Origin of the sequence: Singulisphaera photorubra (assembly GCF_045290345.1) — a bacterium.
Lineage (GTDB): Bacteria > Planctomycetota > Planctomycetia > Isosphaerales > Isosphaeraceae > Singulisphaera.
In genome coordinates this window covers 4,543,089-4,568,352 of sequence record NZ_CP155447.1, presented here as the reverse complement: position 1 = coordinate 4,568,352, position 25,264 = coordinate 4,543,089, and the positions used below count along the sequence as shown (strand labels likewise).

At 60.7% G+C, this 25,264-nt stretch carries 15 protein-coding genes and 1 pseudogene; 10 read left to right on the top strand and 6 right to left on the bottom strand.

The features are described from left to right. Positions 1–5 precede the first annotated feature (5 nt). The 3 genes from V5E97_RS17225 to V5E97_RS17215 form a co-directional block, all read right to left on the bottom strand. Positions 6–923: a sugar phosphate isomerase/epimerase family protein gene (locus V5E97_RS17225; RefSeq protein WP_406700529.1), complete on the bottom strand. Its 918-nt coding sequence runs from the start codon at positions 921–923 to the stop codon at positions 6–8. 134 nt (positions 924–1,057) lie between these two features. Continuing rightward, entirely contained in the window at positions 1,058–1,957 is a 900-nt protein-coding gene (locus tag V5E97_RS17220) for a rhomboid family intramembrane serine protease (protein WP_406700528.1), read from the bottom strand. A gap of 215 nt (positions 1,958–2,172) precedes the next feature. Further along, complete coding sequence (locus tag V5E97_RS17215; RefSeq protein ID WP_406700527.1) at positions 2,173–2,868, bottom strand: aspartyl/asparaginyl beta-hydroxylase domain-containing protein; 696 nt, start codon at positions 2,866–2,868, stop codon at positions 2,173–2,175. Between the two features lie 382 nt (positions 2,869–3,250). Here V5E97_RS17215 and V5E97_RS17210 point away from each other — a divergent pair, with 382 nt between their 5' ends. From V5E97_RS17210 to V5E97_RS17195, 4 genes and pseudogenes are all read left to right on the top strand, one after another. After that, positions 3,251–4,810: an amino acid permease gene (locus V5E97_RS17210; protein ID WP_406700526.1), complete on the top strand. Its 1,560-nt coding sequence runs from the start codon at positions 3,251–3,253 to the stop codon at positions 4,808–4,810. Between the two features lie 32 nt (positions 4,811–4,842). Continuing rightward, entirely contained in the window at positions 4,843–5,670 is an 828-nt protein-coding gene (locus V5E97_RS17205; protein ID WP_406700525.1) for a CDP-alcohol phosphatidyltransferase family protein, read from the top strand. A gap of 85 nt (positions 5,671–5,755) precedes the next feature. Beyond that, positions 5,756–8,720, top strand: a pseudogene (locus V5E97_RS17200) (PVC-type heme-binding CxxCH protein); the annotation flags it as partial. Further along, positions 8,718–10,514 (top strand): c-type cytochrome, encoded by a 1,797-nt coding sequence (locus V5E97_RS17195; protein ID WP_406701177.1) that lies wholly within the window; start codon positions 8,718–8,720, stop codon positions 10,512–10,514. The pseudogene V5E97_RS17200 and the gene V5E97_RS17195, both read left to right, overlap by 3 nt. Positions 10,515–10,711: 197 nt before the next feature. On the opposite strand, the gene V5E97_RS17190 is transcribed toward V5E97_RS17195, so the two are convergent. From V5E97_RS17190 to V5E97_RS17180, 3 genes are read right to left on the bottom strand one after another with little or no spacing between them, the layout of a single operon-like run. Further along, positions 10,712–10,852 carry a hypothetical protein gene (locus V5E97_RS17190; RefSeq protein ID WP_406700524.1) on the bottom strand — a complete coding sequence of 47 codons (141 nt, stop codon included), beginning with the start codon at positions 10,850–10,852 and terminating at the stop codon, positions 10,712–10,714. Positions 10,853–10,869: 17 nt separating this feature from the next. Further along, complete coding sequence (locus tag V5E97_RS17185) at positions 10,870–12,174, bottom strand: FecR domain-containing protein (protein ID WP_406700523.1); 1,305 nt, start codon at positions 12,172–12,174, stop codon at positions 10,870–10,872. Further along, positions 12,171–12,746, bottom strand: coding sequence for a sigma-70 family RNA polymerase sigma factor (locus V5E97_RS17180; RefSeq protein ID WP_406700522.1), 576 nt, complete (start codon positions 12,744–12,746; stop codon positions 12,171–12,173). The genes V5E97_RS17185 and V5E97_RS17180 overlap by 4 nt, the downstream gene beginning before the upstream one ends. 313 nt (positions 12,747–13,059) lie before the next feature. Here V5E97_RS17180 and V5E97_RS17175 point away from each other — a divergent pair, with 313 nt between their 5' ends. From V5E97_RS17175 to V5E97_RS17150, 6 genes are all read left to right on the top strand, one after another. Continuing rightward, positions 13,060–15,918 carry a DUF1553 domain-containing protein gene (locus V5E97_RS17175; RefSeq protein WP_406700521.1) on the top strand — a complete coding sequence of 953 codons (2,859 nt, stop codon included), beginning with the start codon at positions 13,060–13,062 and terminating at the stop codon, positions 15,916–15,918. A 43-nt stretch (positions 15,919–15,961) separates the two neighbouring features. Beyond that, the gene (locus V5E97_RS17170; RefSeq protein WP_406701176.1) at positions 15,962–17,380 is read left to right on the top strand and encodes a DUF1501 domain-containing protein; all 1,419 of its coding nucleotides are present in this window, start codon (positions 15,962–15,964) and stop codon (positions 17,378–17,380) included. Between the two features lie 397 nt (positions 17,381–17,777). Beyond that, a complete protein-coding gene (locus tag V5E97_RS17165; protein ID WP_406700520.1) occupies positions 17,778–18,686 on the top strand; it encodes an alpha/beta hydrolase in 909 nt (302 codons plus the stop codon). A gap of 60 nt (positions 18,687–18,746) precedes the next feature. Next, positions 18,747–20,120 (top strand): 3-keto-disaccharide hydrolase, encoded by a 1,374-nt coding sequence (locus V5E97_RS17160; protein ID WP_406700519.1) that lies wholly within the window; start codon positions 18,747–18,749, stop codon positions 20,118–20,120. A 471-nt stretch (positions 20,121–20,591) separates the two neighbouring features. Continuing rightward, entirely contained in the window at positions 20,592–23,723 is a 3,132-nt protein-coding gene (locus tag V5E97_RS17155) for a PVC-type heme-binding CxxCH protein (RefSeq protein ID WP_406700518.1), read from the top strand. Further along, positions 23,720–25,261 (top strand): hypothetical protein, encoded by a 1,542-nt coding sequence (locus V5E97_RS17150; RefSeq protein ID WP_406700517.1) that lies wholly within the window; start codon positions 23,720–23,722, stop codon positions 25,259–25,261. The genes V5E97_RS17155 and V5E97_RS17150 overlap by 4 nt, the downstream gene beginning before the upstream one ends. Positions 25,262–25,264: the final 3 nt, after the last annotated feature.

Sequence of the window (25,264 nt, the reverse complement as noted above, 5' to 3'; positions counted from 1 at the left end):
TTGGGTCAGCCGCCGAGGTATTGAAGGAGGTATCGCCGGCTAATCACCAGGGATTCACGCCGCTTTTCCAGGGAGCCTTCGAAGGCGCGGTCCTCGACCTCGATCGCGACCGAGCCATCGTAACCGACGTCGGCCAGCGTGCCGAGGAACGGCCCCCAGCGCACGTCCCCCTGACCCGGAATTTTCGGGGTGTGCCAGAGCTTCGGAGCGCTCAACACTCCGTGGTCGTTGAGCGCTGCGGGCTCGATCCGGGCATCCTTGGCGTGCACATGGACCAAGCGCGAGGCGAACTCCTTGAGCGGAGCCAGATAATCCATCTGTTGCCAGATCATGTGCGATGGGTCGAAGTTGAGCCCGAAGCTGAGACTCGGGATCTCCGCGAACATCCGCCGCCAGATCGCCGGAGTCGTCGCGAGGTTCTTGCCACCGGGCCACTCATCGCTCGAGAAGAGCATCGGGCAGTTCTCGATGCCGATCCGGACGCCCCGTTGCTCGGCGTGGTCGACCAGGGGCCGCCAGACTTCGAGGAACTTCGGCCAGTTGTCCTCAACCGAAAGGGCGGGATTTCGGCCCACGAACGAGTTGACCACATTGATCTTCAGTTCAGCCGCGGCGTCGATAACCCGGTGGAGATGCGTAATCGCCTGCTCGGACTCAGCCCGATCGCTTGCGAGCGGATTCGGATAATAGCCGAGTCCGGAGATCCCCACGCCGTGCTTGGCGGTGAGATCCTCCACTCGCTTGATCGCGTCGGGGGTCAAGTCGGCCGCATCGAAGTGCGAAACGCCGGCGTAGCGGCGTTCGGCCCGGCCGCTTGGCCAGCACATCACCTCGACGCTTGAAAAGCCGGCCTCGGCGGCGAACCCGAGTACCTGGTCTAACGAATACTCTGGCAGAATCGCCGAGACAAAGCCGATTTTCATCCCCAAGCTTTCCCCTTTGGATCACGTCATGGTTCAGTGACTGGCCGCTTGCCGAGAATCATTCCTATTGTGCGACCTCAAGGCCGCCTTCGCAAGCCGCCGTGAAAGATCCCTTGGATATCGGCTCCCTCCGTTCAGAGTCGAGCCAAGCCGAGAAGCATACCGGTAACCAATCCCACCAAGTGGGCCGCATTCGCGACGTTGCCGACCGCTCCTGAGAAACAAAGGACGAGCCAGAAAAGCATCATCTGGACCGTCCGGTAATTGATCATCATCCCCAACTCGGGCTCCTGCCGCCCTCTCATCCAAACATACCCGAATATCGCATAGACAACCCCGGACATGCCGCCGAAGTTGTAAAGTGCATGGTTGGTCTGCAGATCATAAAAGAATTGGCCCGAGTTCGAGGCGATTGCCGAGATGAGCACAACGGCCGCCAAGGTCTTGGTACTTCGTCGAGATTCGACCAACGAGCCCAGTACCCAGAGCCACCACATGTTGAAAAGAATGTGAAGAATGTCGAAGTGAATAAAAATGGGGGTGATGAGCCGCCAAACCTCACCGTGCAAGATCGGTAGGAGACCGAGCGAATGCCGGAAACCGAGCTCATCAATGACCCGCAGCGTGAAGGAGAGGGTGTTGATTGTGGCCGCGGCGTAGGGGCTGTTCTGAAGAAGGAAAACGACGACTGAGATCGCGATCAGCGTGGTCGTCAAAGGCCGGCGACTGAGGCCTGGGCTGTTCAATTGCCCTGACAGGTCGCGAACGTTCTTGCGATATTGGCGGTCGAGCCGCTCCGCTTCGCGCCGGATCGAGTCCGCCGATTGCGTCGCGATTTGGTAGCGCGCGTCGTGGGGATCCTTTAGGTATTGCTCGAGTTCTTGCTTCGCCAGGGGGATCTGGTCTTCATGGTGAACCCAGACGGCCGCCCCCTCGGGACGATGGTCGACCTTCGTGGTCACACCGAGAGTGAGCAGGTGGTCGGTCAGTCGCCTGGGGTCGAGGGTCGGCGGAAGCGTTCCGATTTGGCGCAAGGCATCGTTCCTCGGAAAAGCGGACGCTCCGCGTCGCGATTGATTCTCATCATGATCGACATCTCAATGAAGAACGACGTCGACGGACGCTCCACCGTACCAAACCAGTTGGGGCGGTCGTCAAGCGTTTCATGCACACGAAGCCAAGGTCGCCAAGGTCCTCCCCTCCTGGGATGGTTCAGGGGACGGATCGGCTGGGCGTGTTTCCACCGGCTTCAAGTCAGCTTCTTGAGAATCTGCTTTCCGTAAACCAGTCGCATCACGGATTCGACGAATCGGTTGAACATGGCAAACGGAAGCGGCATGGGGCGCCTGATATCGACGATCAAAACGACCCGATCCTCTTCGCCTTCATTATAGACCTCGTGGTTCCAGCTATCGTCAAAGAGAATGCTTTCTCCCACCTTCCAGGTGTAGTGCTGGTCTTTGATCCGGATCGAGGGGGGATTCACTTTGGGAACGACGAGGCCAAGGTGATAGCGGAGATACCCGCGGTACGGACCTCGATGGGCGGGGATCGACTTGCCGCCATCGAGAATCGAAAAGAAGGCCTGAAACAGGCCAGGTACCTGATCCAGCAACGCCGAAGTCTGGGGGCATTTCGCCCGGTTTTCGTTCGGCTTCTCCCCCATGATATAGAGATAGAAAATCTTCCAGGACTTCTCGGGATCACCCCCCGCCGAGATTCGCTTTTGCATCTGGTCGAGGTCGTGATACCGAGGAATCTGAGACTTCTCGGGGAGCAAGGCAAGCAACTCCTCGCGGATGACCTGGGCTTGGTTGTCCAGTTCAGCCAGGGGAGGACAGGTCGCCGCCTTATCGAAGAAGACCGGCCGCCGTTTGCCCCCTGTGTAGAGGTCAAAGACGGAGTTCACAACATCGAGAATTCCGACCAAATTGATGTAATTCAATCGAAGACTCCTCCCGGCACGTCCCCGATTGCCGAGCTCACCACCCACCCATGAGGGCCCCCGAGCTTCGGAACAGCAGGGATTCCAATTCTCCAGAACACCTTCCTGAACTGTGTATTTTTACTAAAGTTTCGCTGAACATCAGAATGTGATCGGCCCAGAAAAGCAAGCCTTTGACGGTTCTCGCTCTAGTTAATAAACTCGGCCGCCATCCGTGAGTCTGCCTCCAACTCCCCATGAGCTATGGTGGTTGAGGCTACGAACAAATGCGATGATCGAGTGGGGCAAGCGAAAACGCCGCCCGCGGCTTCAGGTCAATGGCCAAGGCTCTGGCTTGACTCGATCATTTGGTTTTGAATTTTGACTTTGAAGGGGAGCGTACGTGGCAAATCGGGACTTGGGCCGAGATTCCAGCGACCTGGCCGCGTTCGGCTATCGCCAGCGGTTGGATCGGACCCTCGGTAGTTTTTCCTCCTTTGCCGCCGGGTTCTCTTATCTCTCGATCTTGACCGGGCTGCCGCAACTCTTCTTCCTGGGATACGGGGCAGGGGGGCCTGCCTTCTTCTGGACCTGGCCGCTGGTTTTTTGCGGCCAGTTTTTGGTCGCGCTCTGCTTCGCGGAACTTGCAGGCCGATACCCCCTGGCGGGAGGTGTCTATCAGTGGTCGAGACAGATCGGCCCGGCCTGGGTCGGTTGGATGGCGGGATGGGTCTACTTGGCCTGCGCGGTGATCACGCTGGCGTCAGTCGCCCTGGCACTTCAGGCGACTCTGCCGCAGATCTCGCCTCGGTTCCAAGTCATCGGCCTCATTGACCGTCCGGCAGACGCCGCGCGGAATGCGGTTTTCCTCGGCTGTCTTCTGATCGCCTTCAGCATGTTGATCAACGGCGTCGGCGTTCGGCTCCTCGCCCGGATCAATAACGTGGGTGTCTTCGCCGAAATGGTGGGCACGCTGCTTCTGATCGTCCTGCTGATGAGCCAAGCTCGACGCGGAATCACGGTTGTCTTCGACCAGCAAGGGCGAGGGAGTGCCAGCCCGTTCGGTTATCTTGGCCCTTTCTTCGCGGCAGCCTTGATCCCTTCCTTTGTGATGTACGGCTTCGACACCGCGGGCTCGCTGGCGGAGGAGACTACCGATCCGAGGCGGCGCGCCCCTCGCGCGATCTTGGGCTCACTGGCGGCCGTGGGAGGGGCTGGGGCCCTCTTAATTTTGGGTGTCTTGATGGGAGTCGAGAATCTCGCCGACCCGGAACTGGGCCGGATCAGCGGGGGGATGCAGTACGCCATCAAGCAAATCCTTGGACCGTCGCTGGGGATGCTGCTGCTCTGCGACGTGGCACTCGCGATCTTGATTTGCACCCTGACCGTTCACGCGGCCGCAGTACGGTTGGTCTTCTCCATGGCCCGCGACAACAACTTGCCCTTCTCGCACGCCCTGGCCTGGGTTTCCGGCTCATCGCGAACGCCCGTACTGCCGGCCATCCTGCTCGGTCTGTTCGCGGCCTTGATCCTGGTGGTGAACGTGAATTTCCCCCAGATCATTGAAGTGCTCGTCTCGGTATCGATCGTCTGGGCCAACCTCGCCTATCTCCTTGTCACGATCCCGATGTTATGCTCACGACTTCGAAGGAAACGCTCTGAAACGCCTTCCGCCGAGCCGGGAATTTTCAGGCTTGGTCGCTGGGGATTGATCGTCAATCTTGCAGCTGTTGTCTGGGGCGTGCTGGTCGTGGTGAACATTGGCTGGCCGAGGCAGGAGATCTATGGGACGATCTGGTATCGTCGTTACAGTGCTCTGGTGGCCACCGCCCTCCTTCTGATCGTCGGCGCCATTTTTTACCGACTGGTCCGACGCGGTAAGAAGGGCGTGCTTGAAGCCCACCGGGCCGTTGGTATCGAACACAAACCGCACGAAGCTACCGGCCGGCAATTGATCGGCTGACGTGGCAGGTCACGAGAAAAAGAGCAGTTCCCATGCAGGATCAGGCGAAGAGGAAACATCGCGGCGAACAGGACGGCATCCGTCCCGCTTTATGGTTTGCGGCTTGGTGCGTGCACTTGTATACCGCCCTTGGTTTGGTGATCGCGGCCTGGATCGCCGTTCTCCTGGTCCGCGGCGGCGCCGACGCCTATCGCGGCGTCTTCCTGCTCATGATGCTCGCCACGTTCGTCGACGCCACCGACGGAACTCTGGCGCGAAAAGTGAGGGTCAAGAAGGTCCTGCCCAATTTCGACGGGAGAAAGTTGGATGATATCACCGACTTTCTGACTTATACTTTCCTGCCCCTGATGCTCATCTGGCGAGCGAACCTCTTGCCCGCGGGGACCAACGGCTGGTTGATCTTGCCTCTACTCGCGAGTGCCTATGGGTTCTGCCAGGTCGAGGCCAAAACCGACGATGGCTACTTCCTGGGATTCCCGTCCCTTTGGAACATCGTGGCTCTCTACCTCTACATCCTGCAACTCCCCGGCCCGTTTGCGCTCGTCGTCGTCATCGTGCTCAGCCTCCTGACGTTTGTTCCGAGCCGTTATCTCTATCCGTCGCAACCGGGGGCATTCAACATGCTCAACAATGTCCTGGGAGCGATTTGGGCGGGGCTTTTGACCTGGCTCCTGATTCAGTTGCCGGCGGCCCAACTTCCCCCGCGACACGGTTCAAATTGGAATCTCGCCGTTGCCTCCTTGTCATATCCTGCGTTCTATATGCTCGCATCCTGGGTGATTACTCTCAATCACTGGCGGAAACCGCGGCCAACTCTTGAGCCGGTGGGAGCCGGGGCCAGCCATTTTCCGTCTCACTGATCGAGAAGGGACCCGCGCTCTCGGCAGACCTACCCGTTTCCATCGTAAGACCTGCTCAGATTGACCCACCTGCCTGGTAGACACGATGAAACTCCAATCCTGCCCTCCTTGTGAGCCCCGACTTGTCGGGCGCTTCTTGCGGAATCCAGTAAGTCGACTTGCCGTAGGCTGGGCAGTCGCGGTCGCTTTGGCGGCCGCGGCCCCAGCCGACGATGAGGCGCTGATCTTCACGCCGTCGGGCTTTGATCGCCCTGGAAGCTCCGCGACCGCATCCGAAAACTCGAGTGCGCGCCTGGAGGTTGTGGTCCTGGACAAGATCAAGGGGCGTCCTACCCCTTGCCGGATCAACGTTGTTGGAGCCGACGGCAATTATTACCAGCCGGCTGCTGGTCCGCTCACCCCCTATCACTTCACGGGGGAGTGGCCGAAATCAGGCAAAGGAAATCGGCAGGGAAAAGCGCCGATCCGTTACCTGGGGCGTTTTTTCTATAGCCAGGGGAAAGCGGAAATCGCCGTCCCGCCGGGGCCGGTCCGGGTGGAAGTGTGGAAGGGGTTCGAGTACCGGCCTCAGACATTCAGTACCCGGATTGAGGCGGGGGAGCGGCGACAGGTGTCGATCGCCTTGGAGCGAGTCGTCGATATGGCGGCACAGGGATATGACTCAGGTGATACGCATCTGCACTTCAAGCGAGAAAATGAGGCTGACGACCAGGTGATCTTCGACCTCTTGGAGGCCGAGGATATCCGTTATGGAAGTCCGCTCGGCTACAACGAGCCGGCCGGCCCTTATGTCGGAGTCCGCGAGCGACTCGATTACCCCCAACTCGTCGGTCTCGGGTCGAAGTCCGAGCGGCGTCGTGGCGACTACCGCATCGTCTCGGGCCAGGAGTATCGCAGCGCAACCTACGGTCACCTGAATCTGTTCCTCCGTGACGACCTGGTCCTTGAGGGGCAGAGTCTGAACGCCAATAACTGGCCCCTCTACGGCCTGGTCTCGCGTGAAACCAGGCGGCGCGGTGGGTTTGCGATCATGGCTCACGGTGGATACGCCCAGTCGATTTACGCCGACTATGTTCAGGGCGATCTTGACGGCGTCGAGCTCCTCCAGTTCGGCGTCTACCGGGGGATCGGAATCGACGATTGGTATCGAATCCTCAATATCGGATACCGCTTCCCTTGCGTCGGGGCAAGCGACTTCCCAGCGTGTCGCAAGCTCGGAGACTGTCTCACCTACGTGGCTCGAAAAGGGAGCGATGCCCCCGACTTTGCCGGCTGGCTCCGAGCGTCTTCCGAAGGCCGAAGTTTCGTATCGACTGGCCCGTTGCTCCTCCTCGAAGTCGACGGCCAGAGGCCGGGGGCCATTCTTCGGCAGGAAGGAAAGACCCCACGAAAAGTCCGGGCCCAGGTCAAGGTCCTTTCGACCGTCGCCCCCGTGACGAACCTTCAGTTGATCGTCAACGGCCAGGTCGTTGAGGAACTCAAAATCCCGGCGAGCGAGGGCCTGGGGAACTGGATCGAGCTGAGCCGGGACGTCGCGCTCGATCAGTCCTCCTGGATCGCTGCCCGAGCGTTCGGGACCGCGAACACGGGTTCCCCCGATGCCGAGTCACACACCAATCCCGTCTACGTCTACCTCGACGGCAAAGCCCCGTTCAGTCAGGCCGATTTGGATACGTTGGCGGGAAAGCTCGATGGCCAAATGGAGAAGCACCGAGCACGAGACTTTGCCGAAAAGGCAAAGGTCCTCGACTACTTCCAGAAGTCGCGGGACATCTTGTCGAAGATTCGCGAGCGGGGTGGCCTCGGCGCGGAGGGGGTTCCGCCGGCCTGGATCGACGCGGAGACTCCTGCCCGGATCGATCCCAGTGCCCGGACGCACACCAAGGAGGAGCTGGGCGAATTCTTGAAGCCGCTGCCGCCGAAAACACCCGCCGAGGCGCTCAAGACGTTTGAGACCATCGATGGGTTCCACATGGAATTAGTCGCGGCGGAGCCTCGGATTCATAGTCCAGTTGCTGGTGCGTTTGACGAGAACGGCAACCTCTACATCGCCGAGATGACCGACTATCCGTTCAAGCCCAGGGACGGTCAAAAACCGCTCGGCGCAATCCGGCTCTTGCGTGACGTCGATGGGGATGGCGAGTTCGATGAGAGTCATGTCTTCGCCGACGGCCTGCTCTGGGCTGCCGGAGTTGCCCCTTGGAAGGGGGGAGTGTTCGTCACTTCGCCGCCGGAGATCTGGTACATGAAGGACACGGACGGCGACCACCGCGCCGACGTGCGCCGGAAGGTCTATACCGGATTCGGCACCGGCAATGAGCAAGGCATGCTGAACAACTTGACCTTCGGGCTTGACCACAAGATTTACGGCTCGACGTCCGTGAACGGGGAGCGTCAAGTCGGCGACCGATCCGAACGCGGCCGAAGTCTCGCTTGCCGGGAAAGACTTTCGGTTTGATCCGACGAACGAAGCCCTGGAGCCCATCACCGGCACGGTTCAGTTCGGCAATACGTTCGACGACGACGGCAACCGTTTTCTTTGCAGCGAGTCACGTCCCTTGATGCATGCGGTTGTCCCTCTCGACGCGCTGGCACGGAACCCGTTTCTTCCGGTCGCCTCGGCACTCGAGAATGTGGGCGGGTCGAACGTTCCGATTTTTCGGATCAGTCCGCTGGAAGGCTGGAGACAGATTCGCTCGGGCCGTCGCATTGCCCACGGCGATCGCGCGGCGAATGTCGCGGGGGCCAGCCACCATGTCGTGGATGCCGCCTCGGGCGTCACTGTTTACCGGGGTGCAGCCTACCCGGAAACCTACTACGGCGATGTCTTCGTCAGTGATGCTCAGAACAACCTGATCCATCGAATGCGACTCAAGCCCAGTGGCCCGACGTTCACTTCAAGTCGGGTCGACGAAAAGACTGAGTTTGTCAGGTCGTCGGACAACTGGTTCCGGCCTGTGAATTTGCTCAATGCGCCCGACGGCACCTTGCACGTTCTGGATATGAGCCGAGAGATCATCGAGGCGATTCATATCCCCCTGGATGTGATGGAGCACCTGGACCTGCGGCGAGGACGCGACCAAGGGCGAATCTATCGGATCGCCCCCAATGGATTCCAACCTCCTCCCGCTCCTCGGCTTGGTTCCGCGACAACGGAAGAACTCGTCGCGGTCCTCGAGAATCCCAACAGTTGGTGGCGCGAGACGGCCCATCGACTGATCTTCGAGCGACAGGATCGCACGGTTGAACAATCTTTGCGCCGGCTCTTGGCCGCGAGCAACCGGCCGGTATCTCGAATCCACGCACTCTGGTCGCTGCATGGATTAGATGCATTGACCGAGGCCGACTTACTCGCCGCGATCGCTGATGCATCACCGCGAGTCGTTGAGCACGCGATCCGGCTGGCGGAGTCCTCGCTTGATCGTGCGCCCGAGTTGTTCAAGGCTGTCGCGGATCACGCCAATGACCCCGATGTCCGTGTCAGATTCGCAGTCGCTCTCCATCTGGGCGCATCGAAGCAACCGCTCACCTCCATTCCCCTCGCCGTGATCGCCCGCCGCGATTCCGCCGACTCCTGGATGAGGCTGGCGGTCCTGAGTTCCTCCGCCACAGTGGCTCACTCACTTCTCGCCGAACTGGCCAGCGATCGCACGTTCGTTGCGGGACCGGCTGGGCAGGCATTTCTGGAGCAGCTCGCCGGGATCATCGGCGCTCGACGGCAACCGGATGAGATCAAACAGACGTTGGAAACGATCGCCTCACACGCGAATGATCCCACCGATTCAGCGCTCGCAAGAAGGCTCTTCCTGGCGTTTGGAGCCAGCTTGAGGCAGGCGGGGGGACACCTGAGCATCATCGAACCTCCTTCAACCAAGGCGGACCGGTTTGTCGCCGGACTCTTCGATCGAGCGATTGAGGAACTGGGGAATGACGAACTCGCGGTCGATCGGCGACTCAAGGCGATCGAAGTCCTGGCTTGCGGACCGTTTCCTCGGGTTCGCGACTCCCTGACTCGTCTGATCGATCCGCATCAGCCCGAAGCGATTCAAATCGCGTCGCTTCGTGCCCTGGCTGGCTACGATGAACCGCAAATCGCCGAGTTCATCCTCGCCAATAACCGACAGCTCGTTCCCTCGGTTCGCACCGAGGCGGTCGCAACCCTCCTGGCCCGGGAATCATGGACCTTGGCCTTGCTCAAGGGGATCGCTTCAGGGGCCGTTGATGCCAGTCAGATCGACCTGGCGCGGCGCCCATTGCTCATCAATCACAAGAACCAGGAGCTTGCCACGTTGGCCCGCGCCACGTTTGGCAAGCAAGAGGCCGGCCTCTCCAGCGACCTGCAATCGGCCATGAAGGCGGCGCTGAAGTTGACCGGCGATCGAAGCCGCGGAGAAGCGGTTTTCGCCAAACAGTGCATGACTTGCCACAAGATCGGCGCCACGGGGCACGCGGTTGGTCCGGACCTTACGGTCACCCAGTTTCGCGAGTCGGAGTCGTTCCTGACGCATGTGCTCGACCCCAATCAGTTCGTTGCCCCCAACTATGTGCAATACGTTCTTGGCGATCGCGGCGGACGCGTCTTCACCGGATTGATCGCCTCGGAAACGGCCTCGAGCGTCACGATCCGTCGTGCGGATGGGATCCAGGACGTGATTCTCCGGAGTCAGATCGAAGAATTAACCAGCACCGGCAAGTCGCTAATGCCCGAAGGGCTCGCGGCGAAGATCAGTCCGCAGGAGTTAGCCGACCTGGCTTCCTTCGTTCTCGCCTCCCCCGCCAAAGCCGTGGGAAGTGAGAAACTCGATGTGGGTTCATTGCCAGGGCTGGTTGAGCCGGAGAAATGATCTTGTCTCACGCGGCGGATGGCTCACATAAGGAGCCATCCGCTGCCTCGTCACCCGAAACCGGGGTGTTTGAGGTCAAGAACTCGGAACCGAGTTCCTCTGGTCGTTTTGAGATTGCCGTGATTCATGGAAATGAATCGTGCATGAGAATGAGCCCCTGTAAATAGGGATGCTCCCGCGTCCACTGATACTTGCGATTATTTCGGTTTCGACCGTGGAACCGCCGTGAGTTTGAGCGTTGGAGGCAAGAGCTGGGGATGGTGCTTGCCGGCGAAGCCATGGACCAGGTCCATGCGTCCGCTCCCTTTCGTCTCGCGGACGATGATGAACGTGGCCATGCCATTGGTATCCTGGTTCAGAAAGTCGGCCAAGGCTTGCCCCGCGATGGAGCGAGTGCCGCTGAGCACGCCTTGCATGATCTCAAACCGGCCCAGCAACACGATCTTGTCGGGGGCGAGTGCCGCTCCGCCCGGGAGATTGGCAGCGCGTTCTCCCAATGGATCGAATCCTCTTGCCAGGCGTCGAGCGACTCATCGGTCAGGCCATAGACTCCGAACGTCGAGTCGGGGACTTCGGATGCGAAACCTAACTCACTCGGGGCAAACGTGAGGTTTAGCGTCGCGTCAACGACCTTGAGGTCGGCAAGCGGAGTGAGGTCCATCCCGAGATATGCCTTTCTCGCGTAGTCGTCATTGGTTGTATTCTTGACCAACAGCAAGGCTTCGGGACCATTCCTCATGGGGATTGGTCGGCGAATGTAGGCATCCTTGCCGTGCCCGGTTGCCGTGGAGATCTGGAGCAGTCGCATTGCGGCGTTGCTTGGCTTCACGTCTCGATCGGCCGAAGGGCGTTCGACCATTGGGTTGAACTTCGCAAAGGTGTTCGGCGAGAACCGAAGGTTTTCCCCGGTTCGCATGTGGGCGAGCTGCCCTGACCCGACATGGTGGACGTCAACAAGCCCCTCAAAGACCTGGACGTCGGCCGACTTTCCCTGGAGCACATTGACGCCAAAGGCGGTCCCAAGATCTTCGATCAAGGCCGTTGGCGTCTTCACCGTAAATCCGATCGCGTTCGGTGGCACGTTGGCGACGAGTCGTCCCGCGTGCAAGATGCAGCGTTTCGGAGAGACCAGTTCCAGGTCCGCGGGTGCTTCCAGGGTGATCTCTGCGCCGCTGGCGAAGGTGAGCTTGGCCAAGCCCTCCGCCAGGCGCAACCGGCCGGCCGGGAGTTTGGCTCCTTGGACCGTCGGCAGTGATCCGCCGTCCCATTTGCAGGCTTTGGCCTCGACGAGAGTCGCCACCGTGAGTGGCGTTTGCACCCGCCACGGAGACAAGCCAATTCCCAGCGCCATTAACAAGCTGGCCGCCACGGCCAGGCCAGCAACCCAGCGCATCCGGTGCAAGCTCCGGTACGGGGTTTCCGGAGTTGATCTGGGACTCGGGTCGATTGAATCAACAAGTGAAAGCGTCTGTGGAAGTAGCGAAGGGTCGGCCACCGCCCAGTGGAGAGAGGCATGCTGGTGGAGGTATTGGACGTAAAACCGTCGCGCCTCGGGGTCACTCAAGACCAGTGATTCGAGCCGAGCTGCCGAGTCGACCCTCAGGCGCCCCTCGATGGCCGCTTCACAAAGCGGTTGAAGCTCGTCCCAGAGCCCGCTCATGATCGTTGTCCTTGGGTGAGTGCCTGAGTCACACAGTCGTGGAGGGTGTGACGAATTCGACTCAGCGAACGGTAGATGGCAGCCACCGTCCGGCCCAGTTCTTGGCCGATCACCTCGACCCCTCGACCCTCGCCATATCGAGTGCGGAGAAGCCGACGGTGTTGCTCGGGGAGTTTTTCTATGCAATAAGCGAGCGCACGGGTTCGCTCCTCGAGTCGGTCAGCCTCGGCATTGGACTCGGCGGCGATCGCTTCCAGGAACGCAGGGCTGAATTCAAGCCGGTCTCGTCGCTTCCGCTTTCGCCAGGCCATCGTCTGGTTGAGAGCGACCCGGCAGGCCCAAGCAGCGAAGTTGGTGCCGCTCTGGAACTGGTCGAACTCGCGCCAAAGCAGGAGGTTCGTCTCCTGGATGATCTCTTCCGCTTCCGTCAGATTGGGGACCATGCTCATCACGAACACGAAGATCCGACGCTGATTTTGGCCGAGCAGCCGGACAAACTCGTCCACTCGCTCCGGGGGCGGAGACGGAGGCGATTGTTCGTGTCGTGACGTGATGTCATTGGAATTCAACATGCCGTCCACCTCCCTGGTAACCCTCATCAAACTAAAGCATCGCGAACGACATTTTGGACATGGTTGTCACTGATTGGTCTGTTTGTTTGAGTCTAAAGTGTGACTTTGCAGTGATTTAGGGAAATTGAAATTTTCTCTGCCGGAATGAGTCCCGTTCGGCTCTGTTCGTCGTCGATTTCTCCTCTGGACAGTCCTTTTCCTCGATCTTCGCTTCTTGCTTGTCCAATTTGTGGGGCTTCGGCTCTAATCAAGGGGAACCGATTGTTCCCCCCGCGAAACGTCCCCACCGTTCACCCGCCTGAGGACTCATGGCATGAAGGCAACGGGCTTGCTGGGAGGATGCCTCGTTTGGCTCGTCGCACCTCTGGTGTCGAGTGCGGCCGATCCGGACGGCGTTGCGTTCTTCGAGCAGAAGATCCGGCCCGTGCTCGTCAAGGAGTGTTATAGCTGCCACTCGGCTGACGCCAAGGCGATCAAAGGAGGACTTCGCGTCGACTCGCGAGTTGGCCTCCTGACGGGGGGCGATTCGGGGCCGGCCGTGGTTCCCGAGAAGCCCGAGGAGAGTCCCTTGCTGGACGCCTTGCGGCACGATGGGATCGCGATGCCGCCGAAGTCCAAGCTGCCCGAAGCGGTTGTCGCCGACTTCGAGCGGTGGATCCAGATCGGACTGCCCGACCCGCGCGTCGTGTCGGAAGAGTCGGACAAGGGGAAGGCCAAGCCCTTGACCGGAATGAGCGTCGAGAAGGGACGATCGTTCTGGGCGTACAAGCCCCCTCGCCGAGTGCCAGCCCCTCAGGTCACCGACGCCGACTGGCCTCGGACCGAGCTTGACCGGTTCATCCTGGCCGGGCTCGAGTCGCGCGGCCTCAAGCCGGTTCGCGACGCCGACAAGGCGACCCTGGCGCGTCGGCTTTATTTCGACCTCATCGGCTTACCCCCCACACCGGAAGAGGTCGACGCGTTTGTCAATGACACGTCTCCGGTGGCCTATGAGTCCCTGGTGGATCGACTGCTTGCGTCCCCTCATTTCGGCGAGCGGTGGGGCCGGCACTGGCTCGACGTGGTTCGCTATGCCGAGTCGCTCACGCTCCGCGGCTTGGTCTTCAAGCAGGCCTGGCGGTTTCGCGACTTCGTGATCGACGCGTTCAATAATGACATTCCCTATGACCGTTTCATCCGCGAACAGGTCGCCGGCGACTTGTTGCCCGCGGCGAATCTCCCTGATCGCCGCGAGAAACTCATCGCGACCTCGTTCCTCAGCCTTGGCAACACGAACCTCGAGGAACAGGATAAACCCCAGCTTGTCATGGATGTCGTGGATGAGCAGATCGACACAATCGGTAAGGCGTTCCTTGGCCAGACGATTGGATGTGCGCGTTGTCACGACCACAAGTTTGACCCGATCCCAACCCGCGACTACTACGCCCTGGCCGGTATCTTGCGCAATACGAAAACGCTGGAACATGCCAACGTCTCGGCATGGCTGGAACGCCCCTTGCCCGTGGTTGAGGAACGCGAGAAATTCCTGAAGGCCCACGAGCAGCGGGTTGCGGCGCTTGAGGCCCAAATCAAGACGACCCGAGGCAAGGTGGGAAAGGCCAAGGGAAACGCAAAAAAACTTGTGCTGGCCATCAGCGAGGTGCCGGGGGTCGTGGTGGACGACACGACTGCGAAAAAGGTGGGTGAATGGAAGGAGTCGCAGCACTCGCAGTCTTATGTCGGCACTGGATATATTCATGATATGAATGTGGGCAAGGGGGAAAAGACTCTCACTTTCCTCCCCGAGCTCAAAGCCGCCGGCTCGTACGATGTCTGGCTGGCCTACTCTCCCGGAACGGGCCGGTCGAAGGCGGTGCCCGTCGCCATCTTGAGCGCCGATGGCGACTCGATGGTCCACGTGGATATGTCAGCGACCCCACCGATTGACGACCGTTACGTGCCACTTGGTCGCTTTCGGTTCGAGAGCAACGGCCAAGGCTATGTGATGATCTCCAATGAAGGGACAACCGGGCACGTCACGGCCGATGCCGTTCTGTTCATTCCGCACGACGCAGGGGATGGGCCTGCGCAAGCCGGGGCCGGCACGGCGAAGCCCGTTGACAAAGCGGCGCGAGAAGCGACCCAACTCGCTGCAAAGCTGGAGAAGGAACTCAAGCGTCTGAAGGACGAGGGGCCGAAGCGGGAGCTCTTCATGGGCGTTGAGGAGGTCCCCAAAATCGAAGAGATTCGGGTCCACGTTCGGGGGAGCGTCCATACCTTAGGGGAGGCCGCCCCTCGCGGTGTCCTCGCGGTGGCGACTTATGGCAATGCTCCGACGATGCCAAGTCACGAGAGTGGTCGGCGCGAGCTTGCCGACTGGCTGGCCGATGAACGTAATCCACTCACCGCTCGTGTCTATGTCAACCGTGTCTGGCACTGGCTCTTCGGGACGGGGTTGGTACGGACCACCGACAACTTCGGAACGACAGGGGAGACACCGTCGCATCCCGAATTGCTTGACCAACTCGCGCTCCAATTCATGGAGGAGGGTTGGTCGGTCAAAACGCTTATCCGCCGGATCGTCCTCTCCCGGACTTATCGCCTTTCCTCGGTGGACGACGCCAAGATCCAAGCCGTCGACCCGGAAAACCGCTTGCTCGGAAGGATGAGCCGTCGCCGACTCGACGCCGAATGCATCCAGGACACGATTCTCAGCGTAAGTGGAACGCTTGATCCACAAATGAAGGGATCATCGTTCCGCATCGATCTCCCTGCGGACTACGGCTTCGAGCACGTCGAGAAGCGCCGGAGTGTCTACTCACCCGTGTTTCGGAATGCCTTGCCGGAGCTCTTTGAGGTGTTCGACTTCGCCGATCCGAGCATGGTTGTCGGTCGGCGAAATGTGAGCACGGTCGCTCCGCAGGCCTTGTTCCTGCTGAATCACCCGTTCGTGCTCGAGCAGTCGAAGCATGCGGCGCGACGGCTACTGTCCCGGCCCGGCCTGGACGATGGCCGTCGGATCGATCGGATTTACCAGCTTGCCCTTGGGCGTAAGCCGACGGATTCTGAGCGGCGGATCGGTCTCACATTCGTCGCTCAGAACGAGAAGGAAGGGAAGCCGGCCGATGAGGACTCGTGGGCCTTGCTCTTTCAGGCCCTGTTCGCGTCCGTCGACTTTCGTTATGTGAACTAATCAAGTCTTGCTCCATCGGCCGTTGGAGGTGGATGACGTGGATATGCCGATCAGCCGTCGCGAGATGCTCCGCAACTCTGCCTGTGGGTTCGGCTACCTGGCCCTGGCAGGTCTTGCCGCGGAGCGAGCTGCCGCGGCGTCGCTCAACCCGCTTGCCCCTCGGATTCCGCACTTCGTGCCTCGCGCCAAGCGGATGATCTTCCTGTTCATGCAAGGCGGGGTCAGTCAGGTCGATTCCTACGACTATAAACCGAGCCTCGAGAAGAACGACGGCAAGAGCCTGGCCTTTGACGATGCCCGTATCCTGGCCAATACCGGCAAGCGCGGCACGCCTCAAAGCGTTATGAAACCGTTGTGGAAGTTCGCCCAGCACGGTCAGAGCGGGCGGTGGGCCTCCGAACTCTTTCCTGAGACCAACGCGCACGTGGATGATCTGTGCTTCATCCACTCGATGCACACCGAGGGGGTGGCCCACGGGCCGGCGACCCTCTTTCTGCACTGCGGCGCCGCGAACGTGGTCCGCCCCTCAATGGGTTCTTGGGTTCTCTATGGGCTCGGCTCCGAGAATGAAAATCTCCCCGGATTCGTCTCCATCGGCCCTTCGGCGGGAAACGGTGGAGCCCGGAATTATGGGAATGCGTTTCTCCCCGCGATGTATCAAGGGACGGCACTTGGTCGAGCAGGGGCTTCGGCCGAGCAGGCCACGATCCGCAACCTCGGGAATGCGCTTCTCTCGCCGGCCGATCAACGCCGGCAGTTCGACCTGCTCCGAGAGTTGAATGCCGAGCAACTTGGCCGAAGTCCGGGTGACTCGGAGGTCGAGGCCATTATCGCCTCCTACGAGTTGGGCTGGCGGATGCAGAACAATGCTCCAGGCGTACTCGACACCAAGGGTGAGTCACAGGAAACCTTGGATCTCTATGGAATCGGGCAGTCATCGACCGACAACTTCGGTCGGCAATGCTTGATGGCCCGCCGACTCTGTGAATCCGGGGTCCGATTCATCCAGGTGACCTACGGTGACAGCACGGCCAACCCGGCCTGGGATCAACACTCAAACATGCCTCAGCACGCCATCCATGCCAAGAACGTGGATCGACCGATCGCCGGCCTGCTGGCCGACCTGAAGCGTCGGGGCCTGCTCGACGATACCCTCGTCTGGTGGGGGAGCGAATTTGGTCGAACCCCTTACGCGCAAGCGAAGGGAACGGGCCGGGATCATAATCCGGATGGTTTCACGGTCTGGCTGGCCGGCGCTGGGGTCAAGCCCGGCTTCGCTTTTGGCGCCACGGATGAACTCGGACACATGGCCGTCGAAGATCGGGTCCACATGCACGATCTTCATGCCACCATCCTGCACTTGCTCGGACTCAACCACGAGCAATTGACCTACCGCTATAGTGGCCGCAACTTCCGACTTACCGACGTTCACGGCCGTGTCGTGGATGAGATCCTCGCCTGAGAAGAATTGGCCGGTGCGCCGCCTCGCCTCCCGGGGCGGCCCGTCGAATCTCGCTCGATGGAAATCCGGCAGGTGGCCCGCCGGTGATCGACCTCTCGATCGCCCGCCTGGGCGTTCTCTGGGGAGACTGGGATCCCGTGGGGCGACGTTGGCTGAGTCGTTCGATCGGCAGCGGAGCAGTTCGTCCGACGCCGGCGAATTAGGACCAGCCGAAGAATCTCGACTCTTGCGTTTTCCCTGGATCGATGGGAAAACAAGCGGACGAAGAACCTTCCCGGAGCGGGTGGGCGTTGCCCCCTCGTTCGGATCGTACGCCTGCGATGCCATGCCCCCCAGCCTCTGATCGTCCCGGGTCCGCCTGATTCAGGCCGTTCCGTAGGGCCGAGGAACAACACCGATGTGTCATTCGTTGCGCTGTTACGGACTCTTTGCAACCGCGCTGCTCGTGCTCTTCCCTCTTGCCACCCGGGCCGAAGAGGCGAAGACCGCGGAGCCGATTCTCCTCTGGCCGGCCGGTGCGCCCGGAGAGAGTCGCGACCTCGATCGCGAGGAGCAGCAACCGCTCAAACCGGGCGATTCGACGATCCGGATCACCAACGTGACACGGCCCACGATCACGGTCTACCGGCCCAAGCCGGAAAAGGACAACGGCGCGGCCGTCTTGATCTGCCCCGGCGGGGCCTACAAGATTCTTGCCTACAACAAAGAGGGAACCGAGGTTGCAGACTGGCTCAACACGCTGGGGGTGACCGCCGTCGTCTTGAAGTATCGCGTTCCAGCCCACGATGGACGTGAAAGGCATGAAGCGCCAATCCAGGACGCGCAGCGAGCGCTTCGCCTGATCCGGCATCGAGCCCAGGAATGGAAGATCGACCCTGATCGGATCGGCGTCCTCGGATTCTCGGCCGGCGGCCATTTGGCCGCCCTGCTGAGCACCGACTCGGTGCGGCAGTCGTATGACCTTGGGGATGATGCCGATCGGGTCAGTGCCCGTCCGAATTTCTCCATCCTGGTCTATCCGGCCTACCTGGCGACGAAGGAGGATACGCTCGCTCCTCCCGTGAAGGTTGATGCGAAAACGCCGCCGACGTTTCTTGTGCAGACCGAGGACGATGGCGTACGGGTGGAATCGAGCATCGTCTATTACCTGGCGTTAAAGCAGGCGAAAGTGCCGGTCGAAATGCACCTCTACCCGCGCGGTGGGCACGGCTATGGGCTGCGTCCCTCCAAAGACCTCGTGTCGTCCTGGCCCCTTCGAGCCGAGGCCTGGATGAACTCGGCCGGGATTCTCAAACCCGCGAATTGAAGAAACTTGAAATCATCAAGTGATGGGATCAATTCCCTCTCCCCTGGAAAGGAACGACACGTGCGGAATTTCTCGAGACCAATTGGCCCGCTGGCCGTGGCGATTGCGATGCTCGGCGTACTCGGTATCGGTACAAGCGGCCGGGCCGACGAGCCCTCGAACGAGAAGTGGGTCGACCTTTTCAACGGCAAGAGCCTGGCGGGTTGGGTTCAGCAGGGGGGGAAGGCGAACTACCAGGTCGACAACGGTGAGATTGTCGGGACCACGGTCCCCAAGACGGGAAACTCGTTCCTCTGCACCACGAGTTACCACGCGAATTTCATCCTCGAACTGGAATTCAAAGTTCAGGATGGACTCAACTCAGGGATTCAGATTCGCAGTCATTGCAACGATGTGAATCAGGAACTCAAAGTTGGCGATAAGGTGCTGAAAATTCCAGCGGGTCGAGTCCACGGCTACCAGGTGGAAATCGACCCCGAGCCCCGCGCCTGGACCGGGGGAATCTACGACGAAGCCCGTCGAGGCTGGCTGAACAATCTCGAGCAGAACGAACCGGCTCGGAAAGCCTTCAAGCACAACGAGTGGAATACGTTCCGGATCGAAGCCAAGGGTGACTCGATCAAGACCTGGCTCAACGGAGTGCCGGCCGCCGACTTGACGGATTCAATGACTCCGACCGGCTTCATCGCGCTCCAGGTTCACGGCGTGGGCGACAAGACCGAGACCATGGAAGTCCGCTGGCGCAACATTCGGATCCAGGATTTGCCGGCCACAGAAGCACCGTCCAGCCCTCCCAAAGCGTTCCTGGACGGGACAGGGCCAGGCTGGACGACGCTGGGCGAAGCTGACTTCGCCCACGTCAACTGCGACCCGGACACCTGGACCTGGAAGGATGGCGGGGTGTTTTGCACCGGCAAGCCGATCGGCGTCACCCGGAGCGTGAAGGAGTACCGGAATTTTGAACTCGTTGCGAGTTGGAAACATCATCGCTCGGGCGGGAACTCCGGCATCTTCGTCTGGGCTCCGAAAGCGGCCCTGGAGGGGATCAAGCCCAACACACTTCCGAGTGGTGGGATTGAAGTACAGATGCTCGACCACGGATATTTCGACCTCTATAAGAAGCAGACCGGCAAGGATGGAACCTTCTTCTCAACCAATGGGGATATCTTTCAGGTTGGGACATCCAAACTGACGCCGTTTCCCCCGCTCTCGCCCAACGGTTCGCGTAGCTTTCCCAGGAAGAACCTTAGCAAGGGGTTCGGCGAGTGGAATCACTACTACGTTCGGGCCATCAATGGTGAGGTCCGCCTCTGGGTGAACGGTGAGGAGGTTTCGGGGGGCACCGGGGCCGTGCCTGCCGAGGGGCATCTCTGCCTCGAATCCGAAGGGTCGCCTGTTGAATTCAAGGATATCAAGATCCGAGAACTTCCTTGATCTTTGGCCTCTCGCCGTTCTCGACTGACCCATGCGGTCGTGTGGAGAACGCGTGAGCGGCGTCGGGGGCGAGTCTCGAGGCGAACGTCTCAGGGACACCCTGCCTGGTTTTGGGTCAATTTCGATCAACGGACAAGCGATCGTTGCTTCGTAACTAGTAATGGTTCGCCGCGTGCCACGGGTTCCGTGCTCCGAGCCCGTGGCAACCTGACTTCCTTTGGTTTCCAATTCAAGCCAGTCAACGGTGATCATTTCTCTTCCAATGGTGGTCGAGCTCCCTTTCGAATCAAAGAGGGGGGGACGCACTCGAAACGACGAGGCTTTGGCTGAGTCCCGCCTTCCATCGGATCTCAGTCGATAAGTCGCTTGCCCAGGCCAACTCTTGCTCGATACGATGCTAGAGTCGCAGCCCCGCCTTCTCCCGATCGATCTGCTAATCCTCCTTTCTCCACTTGCACGGGAGCATCCTGGATGACCATTGGTGTCCATCTCGAAACACCGACGCCGCGGCGTTGGCGTGTTTTGAACAAACTCGGCCTCTCGAAGTTGAACGCCTCGCTGGCACTGATTATCGCGCTTTGCTTGGGTGTTGCCGTGATGGCGCAAGACCCCAAGGAAAGTGCGAAACCGGAGGCGGCCACTCCACCGCCCGAAGGACCACTCTCACCGGAGCAGGCGCGGCAATCGTTCCAGTCGCAGCCTGGTCTGCGGGTAGAATTGGTCGCCAGCGAGCCTTTGATTGCGAGTCCGGTGGCGATGGCCTTCGACGAGGGAGGACGCCTCTACGTGGCCGAGAATCGCGGCTATCCGACGGGACCCGGCGAGGGCCGTCCCGCAATTGGCCGCATCGCGCTCCTGGAAGATACCGACGGCGACGGCACGATGGATATGCGCTCGGAGTTCGCCGAGGGCCTCACGTATCCCAACGGGGTTCTACCGTGGCGCGGTGGCCTGATCGTGACGTGTGCGCCGGAGGTACTCTACTTGCGCGATACGGACGGCGACGGTAAGGCCGACGAGCGGCGCGTCCTGTTCACCGGGTTCGACACGAAAGGGTCCACCCAGCTCCGGGTCAGCCATCCCACACTCTCCATTGACAACTGGGTCTATGTGACGAGTGGTTTGCAAGGAGGAAAGGTTCACGCCCCTTCGGTCCCGGATTCGGATTCGGTCTCTCTGAGCCGCACGGACTTCCGATTCCGTCCCGACGGAACGTCCGGCGAAGCCGCCGACGGCGGGTCGCAATTCGGGATCACGTTCGACGAGTTCGGTCGTCGCTTCATCTGCTACAACCGAGTGCAGGTGCAGCATGTGGTGCTTTCGTCGAAGACGCTCCGACGCAATCCGCATCTCGCGTTTTCCGGAACGGTTCAAAACTGCCCGGCCGAGACCGTGGCCGAACCGCTCAGAGGGCATGGCGCGGCGGCGAAACTCTTCCCGATCAGCCGCAATGTCACCACCGCCGATTCCCATGCCGGAACGTTCACGGCGGCCTGTGCGGTGACCGTCTTCCGAGGGGACGGACTGCCCGATGCCTACCGAGGCCTGGTCTTCTCGTGCGACCCAACCGGCAACCTGGTTCACGTCGATCGCCTTGACCCGCAAGGGGCCACTTTCGCCGCGTACCCCGCGATCAAAGGGGCTGAGTTCCTCGCGAGTCGCGATAACTGGTGCCGGCCGGTCTTCCTGGCCAGTGGTCCCGACGGCGCTCTCTACGTTTGCGACATGTACCGCAAGACGATCGAGCATCCCGACTACTTGCCGGTCGAGATTCGCAAGCGAACCGACTTTGAGGGGGGCAAAGGCATGGGGCGGATCTGGCGGGTCGTCCGCGATGATCTCAGTCCCGACCAATTGAAGGCGCGACGCAAGGTCACTCTCGCCAACGCAACGACCAAGGAACTCTGCGACACGCTTCGCACTCAAGTCGGCTGGCGGCGAGACACCGCCCATCGCCTGCTCCTGGAGCGCAAAGATCAGGAGGCCGTCGAACCCCTTCGCGCGATCCTCGCCAACTCCGAGGCCGATCCGGTTGCGGTTGTTCATGCCCTCCATCTCCTCGAAGCGTTCAACGCGCTCACTGATGAGACGTTGCGGCCGCTTCTCAAACACCGAGCGGCCCCGGTTCGGGAGCACGCCCTCAAGCTCGTCGAGACTCGGCTCTCGAAGCATCAGGAATGGCTTGCCGATATCTTGCCGTGTGCAGACGACAAAGACCCGCGCGTCCGATTCCAGACCGCGATTACCCTGGGCGAAATTTCGGCCGGGAAGGCTCCCACCGAGGAGGCTCCCGCGATCGCTCAGGCCCTGGCTCGAATCGCGGTCCGTGATGGGTCGGACCGTTGGCTCAGGGCTGTCGTTTTCAGTTCCTTGTCCGGTCGCGAAACCCTCTTTCTGACCGCGCTGCAACAACGACCCCGGGACAGCAGCCCACCGGCGCCCGAGCTCCTGAAGGAATTCGGTCGATTGCTCGGCGACAGCCAGCCGACGGAGGCATGGCCCGGTTTGATCCGCCCGATTCTCGCGGATCAATCGAGTTTCTCCCCGGCCGAGCAGGCTGCCCTACTCACAGGCCTTTGCGAAGCGGGGCGAGGTCGTCTCAAGGGGGGGCAAACGGGCAGCATCCTCGATTCGGTCATCGGTCACGATCCCGAAAATCAGGCGTCGGAGGGCGCGGCCCGCAAGCTTGTGGCCGCCATGAACGAAGCGGCCCTGGATCAGGCCAGGCCCGTCGAGGAAAGAGCGGCTGCGGTGGGGCTGCTTGCCTTCGCCGACTTCGCCCAAGGGGGTGAGACCTTGCTGGCGTTGCTCGCCCGCCAAGATTCCAGGGAGATCCAGGTGGCGGCGGTCCGAGCACTCGGCGTGCAACGTGATGATCGCGTCGCGGAAGCCCTTCTGGAACCCGGCCGCTTCGCTTCGTTTTCCCCGGCGGTTCGTGATGAAGTCTTATCCGCCTTGATCTCACAGTCGCAGCATATTCCGGGTCTCTTGAATGCGTTGGAGTCGGGGCGTGTCTCCTCGGGGGTCATTGACGCCCTTCGGCGCCGACAGCTCACTCAAAGTCGAGATCCAAAGATCCGCGAGCGAGCGAATGCGATCTTTGGAGCGGTAGCCGGGGATCGGGCGAAGGTTTACGACGAGTTCAAGGACGTCGTGAGCTTGACCTCCGACCCCGTCAAGGGCCAGGTCGTCTTCCGTCGCGAGTGTGCCTCGTGCCATCGCCTGGACCGCGAGGGATCGACCGTCGGCCCCGACCTGTTCGGAATTCGCAACCAGGAGAAGCCGGCGATTCTGTTGCACATCCTTGTACCGGATCATGAGATCACCCAAGGGTTCGCAGCCTACACCGTCGCGACCAAGGACGGTCGAGTCTTGACTGGCCTGATTGCGTCGGAGACGCCGACGAGTCTGACGCTCCGCCAACCTCTGGGCAAGGAAGATACGATCCTTCGCACCGAGGTGGAGGAACTCGCGGCCAGCAAGCAGTCGCTGATGCCCCAAGGCTTGGAAAAGAACATCTCGAAGCAGGAGTTCGCCGACCTGCTGGCTTATCTCAAGGGTGAAGGCGCGCTCGATCGTCCCAAAGAGGAACCCGCACGATGAGATTGATCACGACCCGCGCACTGACGCTGAACCTGATGTTGCTGGCTTCGGCGGGCATCGCCGCCGAACCGGAGAAGGCCCCGGCGGCTCCCGTCTTTAAGTCGGGCTTTGCCGAGAAGGACATCACGCCCGACGTCGGCATGGAGGCACCTGGTGGTTACGGCAAGTCGTACCACAAAACGGTCCATGATCCCTGCAAGGTCCGTGCCTCTGTCTTTGATGATGGCCAGTCGAAGGTGGCCATCGTGGGAATCGACGCGCTCGGGATTCGCCGGGATACCGTCCAGAAGGTTCGCAAGGCGGTTCAAGAGAAGACCGGAATTCCCGCGGAGGCAATTCTGATCGGAGCCTCACATTCGCACTCGTCGGGCCCTTGCGGTTGGCTCCTTCCCGGGGAGTTCGATCACGCGTCACCGCTCGTTCAGGATCTTGCCTATAACCAATCAACCATTGCCAACCCAACCTATTTGGCCAAGGTGGAGCAAGCGCTGATCGACGTGATTTGCGATGCGCATGACCACCGCGTCGAGGCCCGCGCTGCCGTCGGGAATGGGGTGGAGGACAAGGTTGCCTTTAATCGACGTTTCCTGATGCGTAATGGTCGCTCGGTCACCCATCCCGGGCTGGGTAACCCGGAGATCGTCAAGCCGGCCGGTCCGGTTGACCCCGAGGTTGGCGTGATCGGCGCCTGGGATGCCAAGGATCCGAGCAAGCTTCTCGGTTGTGTTGTCAACTTCGCCTGTCACGCAACGACGAGTCCGGGCGGGATCTCGGCCAATTACATCTATTACCTGGAGAAGGTGATTCAAGGGTACTACGGCAAGGACTGCGTGGTCGTGTTCCTGGCCGGGGCTTCGGGGGATGTCACCCAGGTCGACAACCAGAGTCCGTTCGTCTACCCGGTCGGAGATCGCTGGGCGCAGATTGTCGGTGGTAAGGTTGGCGCTGAGGCTTTGAAGACCTTGCTCTCCATGGAACCGGGCATTCTGACCCCGATCGCCTCCAAAACCAAGGTGTGGGACATCAAGCGTCGCGTGCCCTCGCCGGAGCGGGTGAAAGCCAGCCTGGCCCTGGTGGAAGGCGACAAGTCGAAGGCCGATCCGACGGACTGGACCTTCGCCAAGGAAACGTTGATGCTCGACGCCCTGCTCAAGAAGGAGCCGGCGGCCGAAGTGGAGGTGCAGGTGGTTCAAGTGGGCCCCGCTGTCTTTGTCACGACACCCGCGGAGTACTTTTGCCGCTACGGGCTCGAGATCAAGAAGGGGAGCGGATTCCCGTTCACGTTTCCCGTCTCGCTGGCCAACGGTTGCGTCGGCTACGTGCCGACGGAAGACGCGTTCGACGAGCACGGAGGCGGGTATGAAACCCGGTTGACCAGCTACAGCAACCTCGAGATCACCGGCGGCACCCAGATGCGTGACGCAGGAATCGACCTGGCCAAGCAGCTCAAACCGGGCGTAGCTCCCGCGCCGAACCGTCGGCCCCTTTTCAAAGGCAAGCCCTGGCCCTACGGCGATGTCGCGCCCCAGCGTCAATAAGTT

Excerpts from the sequence above, each read along its gene's own strand:
- V5E97_RS17225 (WP_406700529.1), bottom strand. The coding sequence starts at position 923 with ATGAAAATCGGCTTTGTCTCGGCGATTCTGCCAGAGTATTCGTTAGAC.
- V5E97_RS17205 (WP_406700525.1), top strand. The coding sequence starts at position 4,843 with ATGCAGGATCAGGCGAAGAGGAAACATCGCGGCGAACAGGACGGCATC.
- V5E97_RS17195 (WP_406701177.1), top strand. The coding sequence starts at position 8,718 with ATGGAGCACCTGGACCTGCGGCGAGGACGCGACCAAGGGCGAATCTAT.
- V5E97_RS17190 (WP_406700524.1), bottom strand. The coding sequence starts at position 10,852 with ATGGCCACGTTCATCATCGTCCGCGAGACGAAAGGGAGCGGACGCATG.
- V5E97_RS17185 (WP_406700523.1), bottom strand. The coding sequence starts at position 12,174 with ATGAGCGGGCTCTGGGACGAGCTTCAACCGCTTTGTGAAGCGGCCATC.
- V5E97_RS17180 (WP_406700522.1), bottom strand. The coding sequence starts at position 12,746 with ATGTTGAATTCCAATGACATCACGTCACGACACGAACAATCGCCTCCG.
- V5E97_RS17175 (WP_406700521.1), top strand. The coding sequence starts at position 13,060 with ATGAAGGCAACGGGCTTGCTGGGAGGATGCCTCGTTTGGCTCGTCGCA.
- V5E97_RS17170 (WP_406701176.1), top strand. The coding sequence starts at position 15,962 with ATGCCGATCAGCCGTCGCGAGATGCTCCGCAACTCTGCCTGTGGGTTC.
- V5E97_RS17165 (WP_406700520.1), top strand. The coding sequence starts at position 17,778 with ATGTGTCATTCGTTGCGCTGTTACGGACTCTTTGCAACCGCGCTGCTC.
- V5E97_RS17155 (WP_406700518.1), top strand. The coding sequence starts at position 20,592 with ATGACCATTGGTGTCCATCTCGAAACACCGACGCCGCGGCGTTGGCGT.
- V5E97_RS17150 (WP_406700517.1), top strand. The coding sequence starts at position 23,720 with ATGAGATTGATCACGACCCGCGCACTGACGCTGAACCTGATGTTGCTG.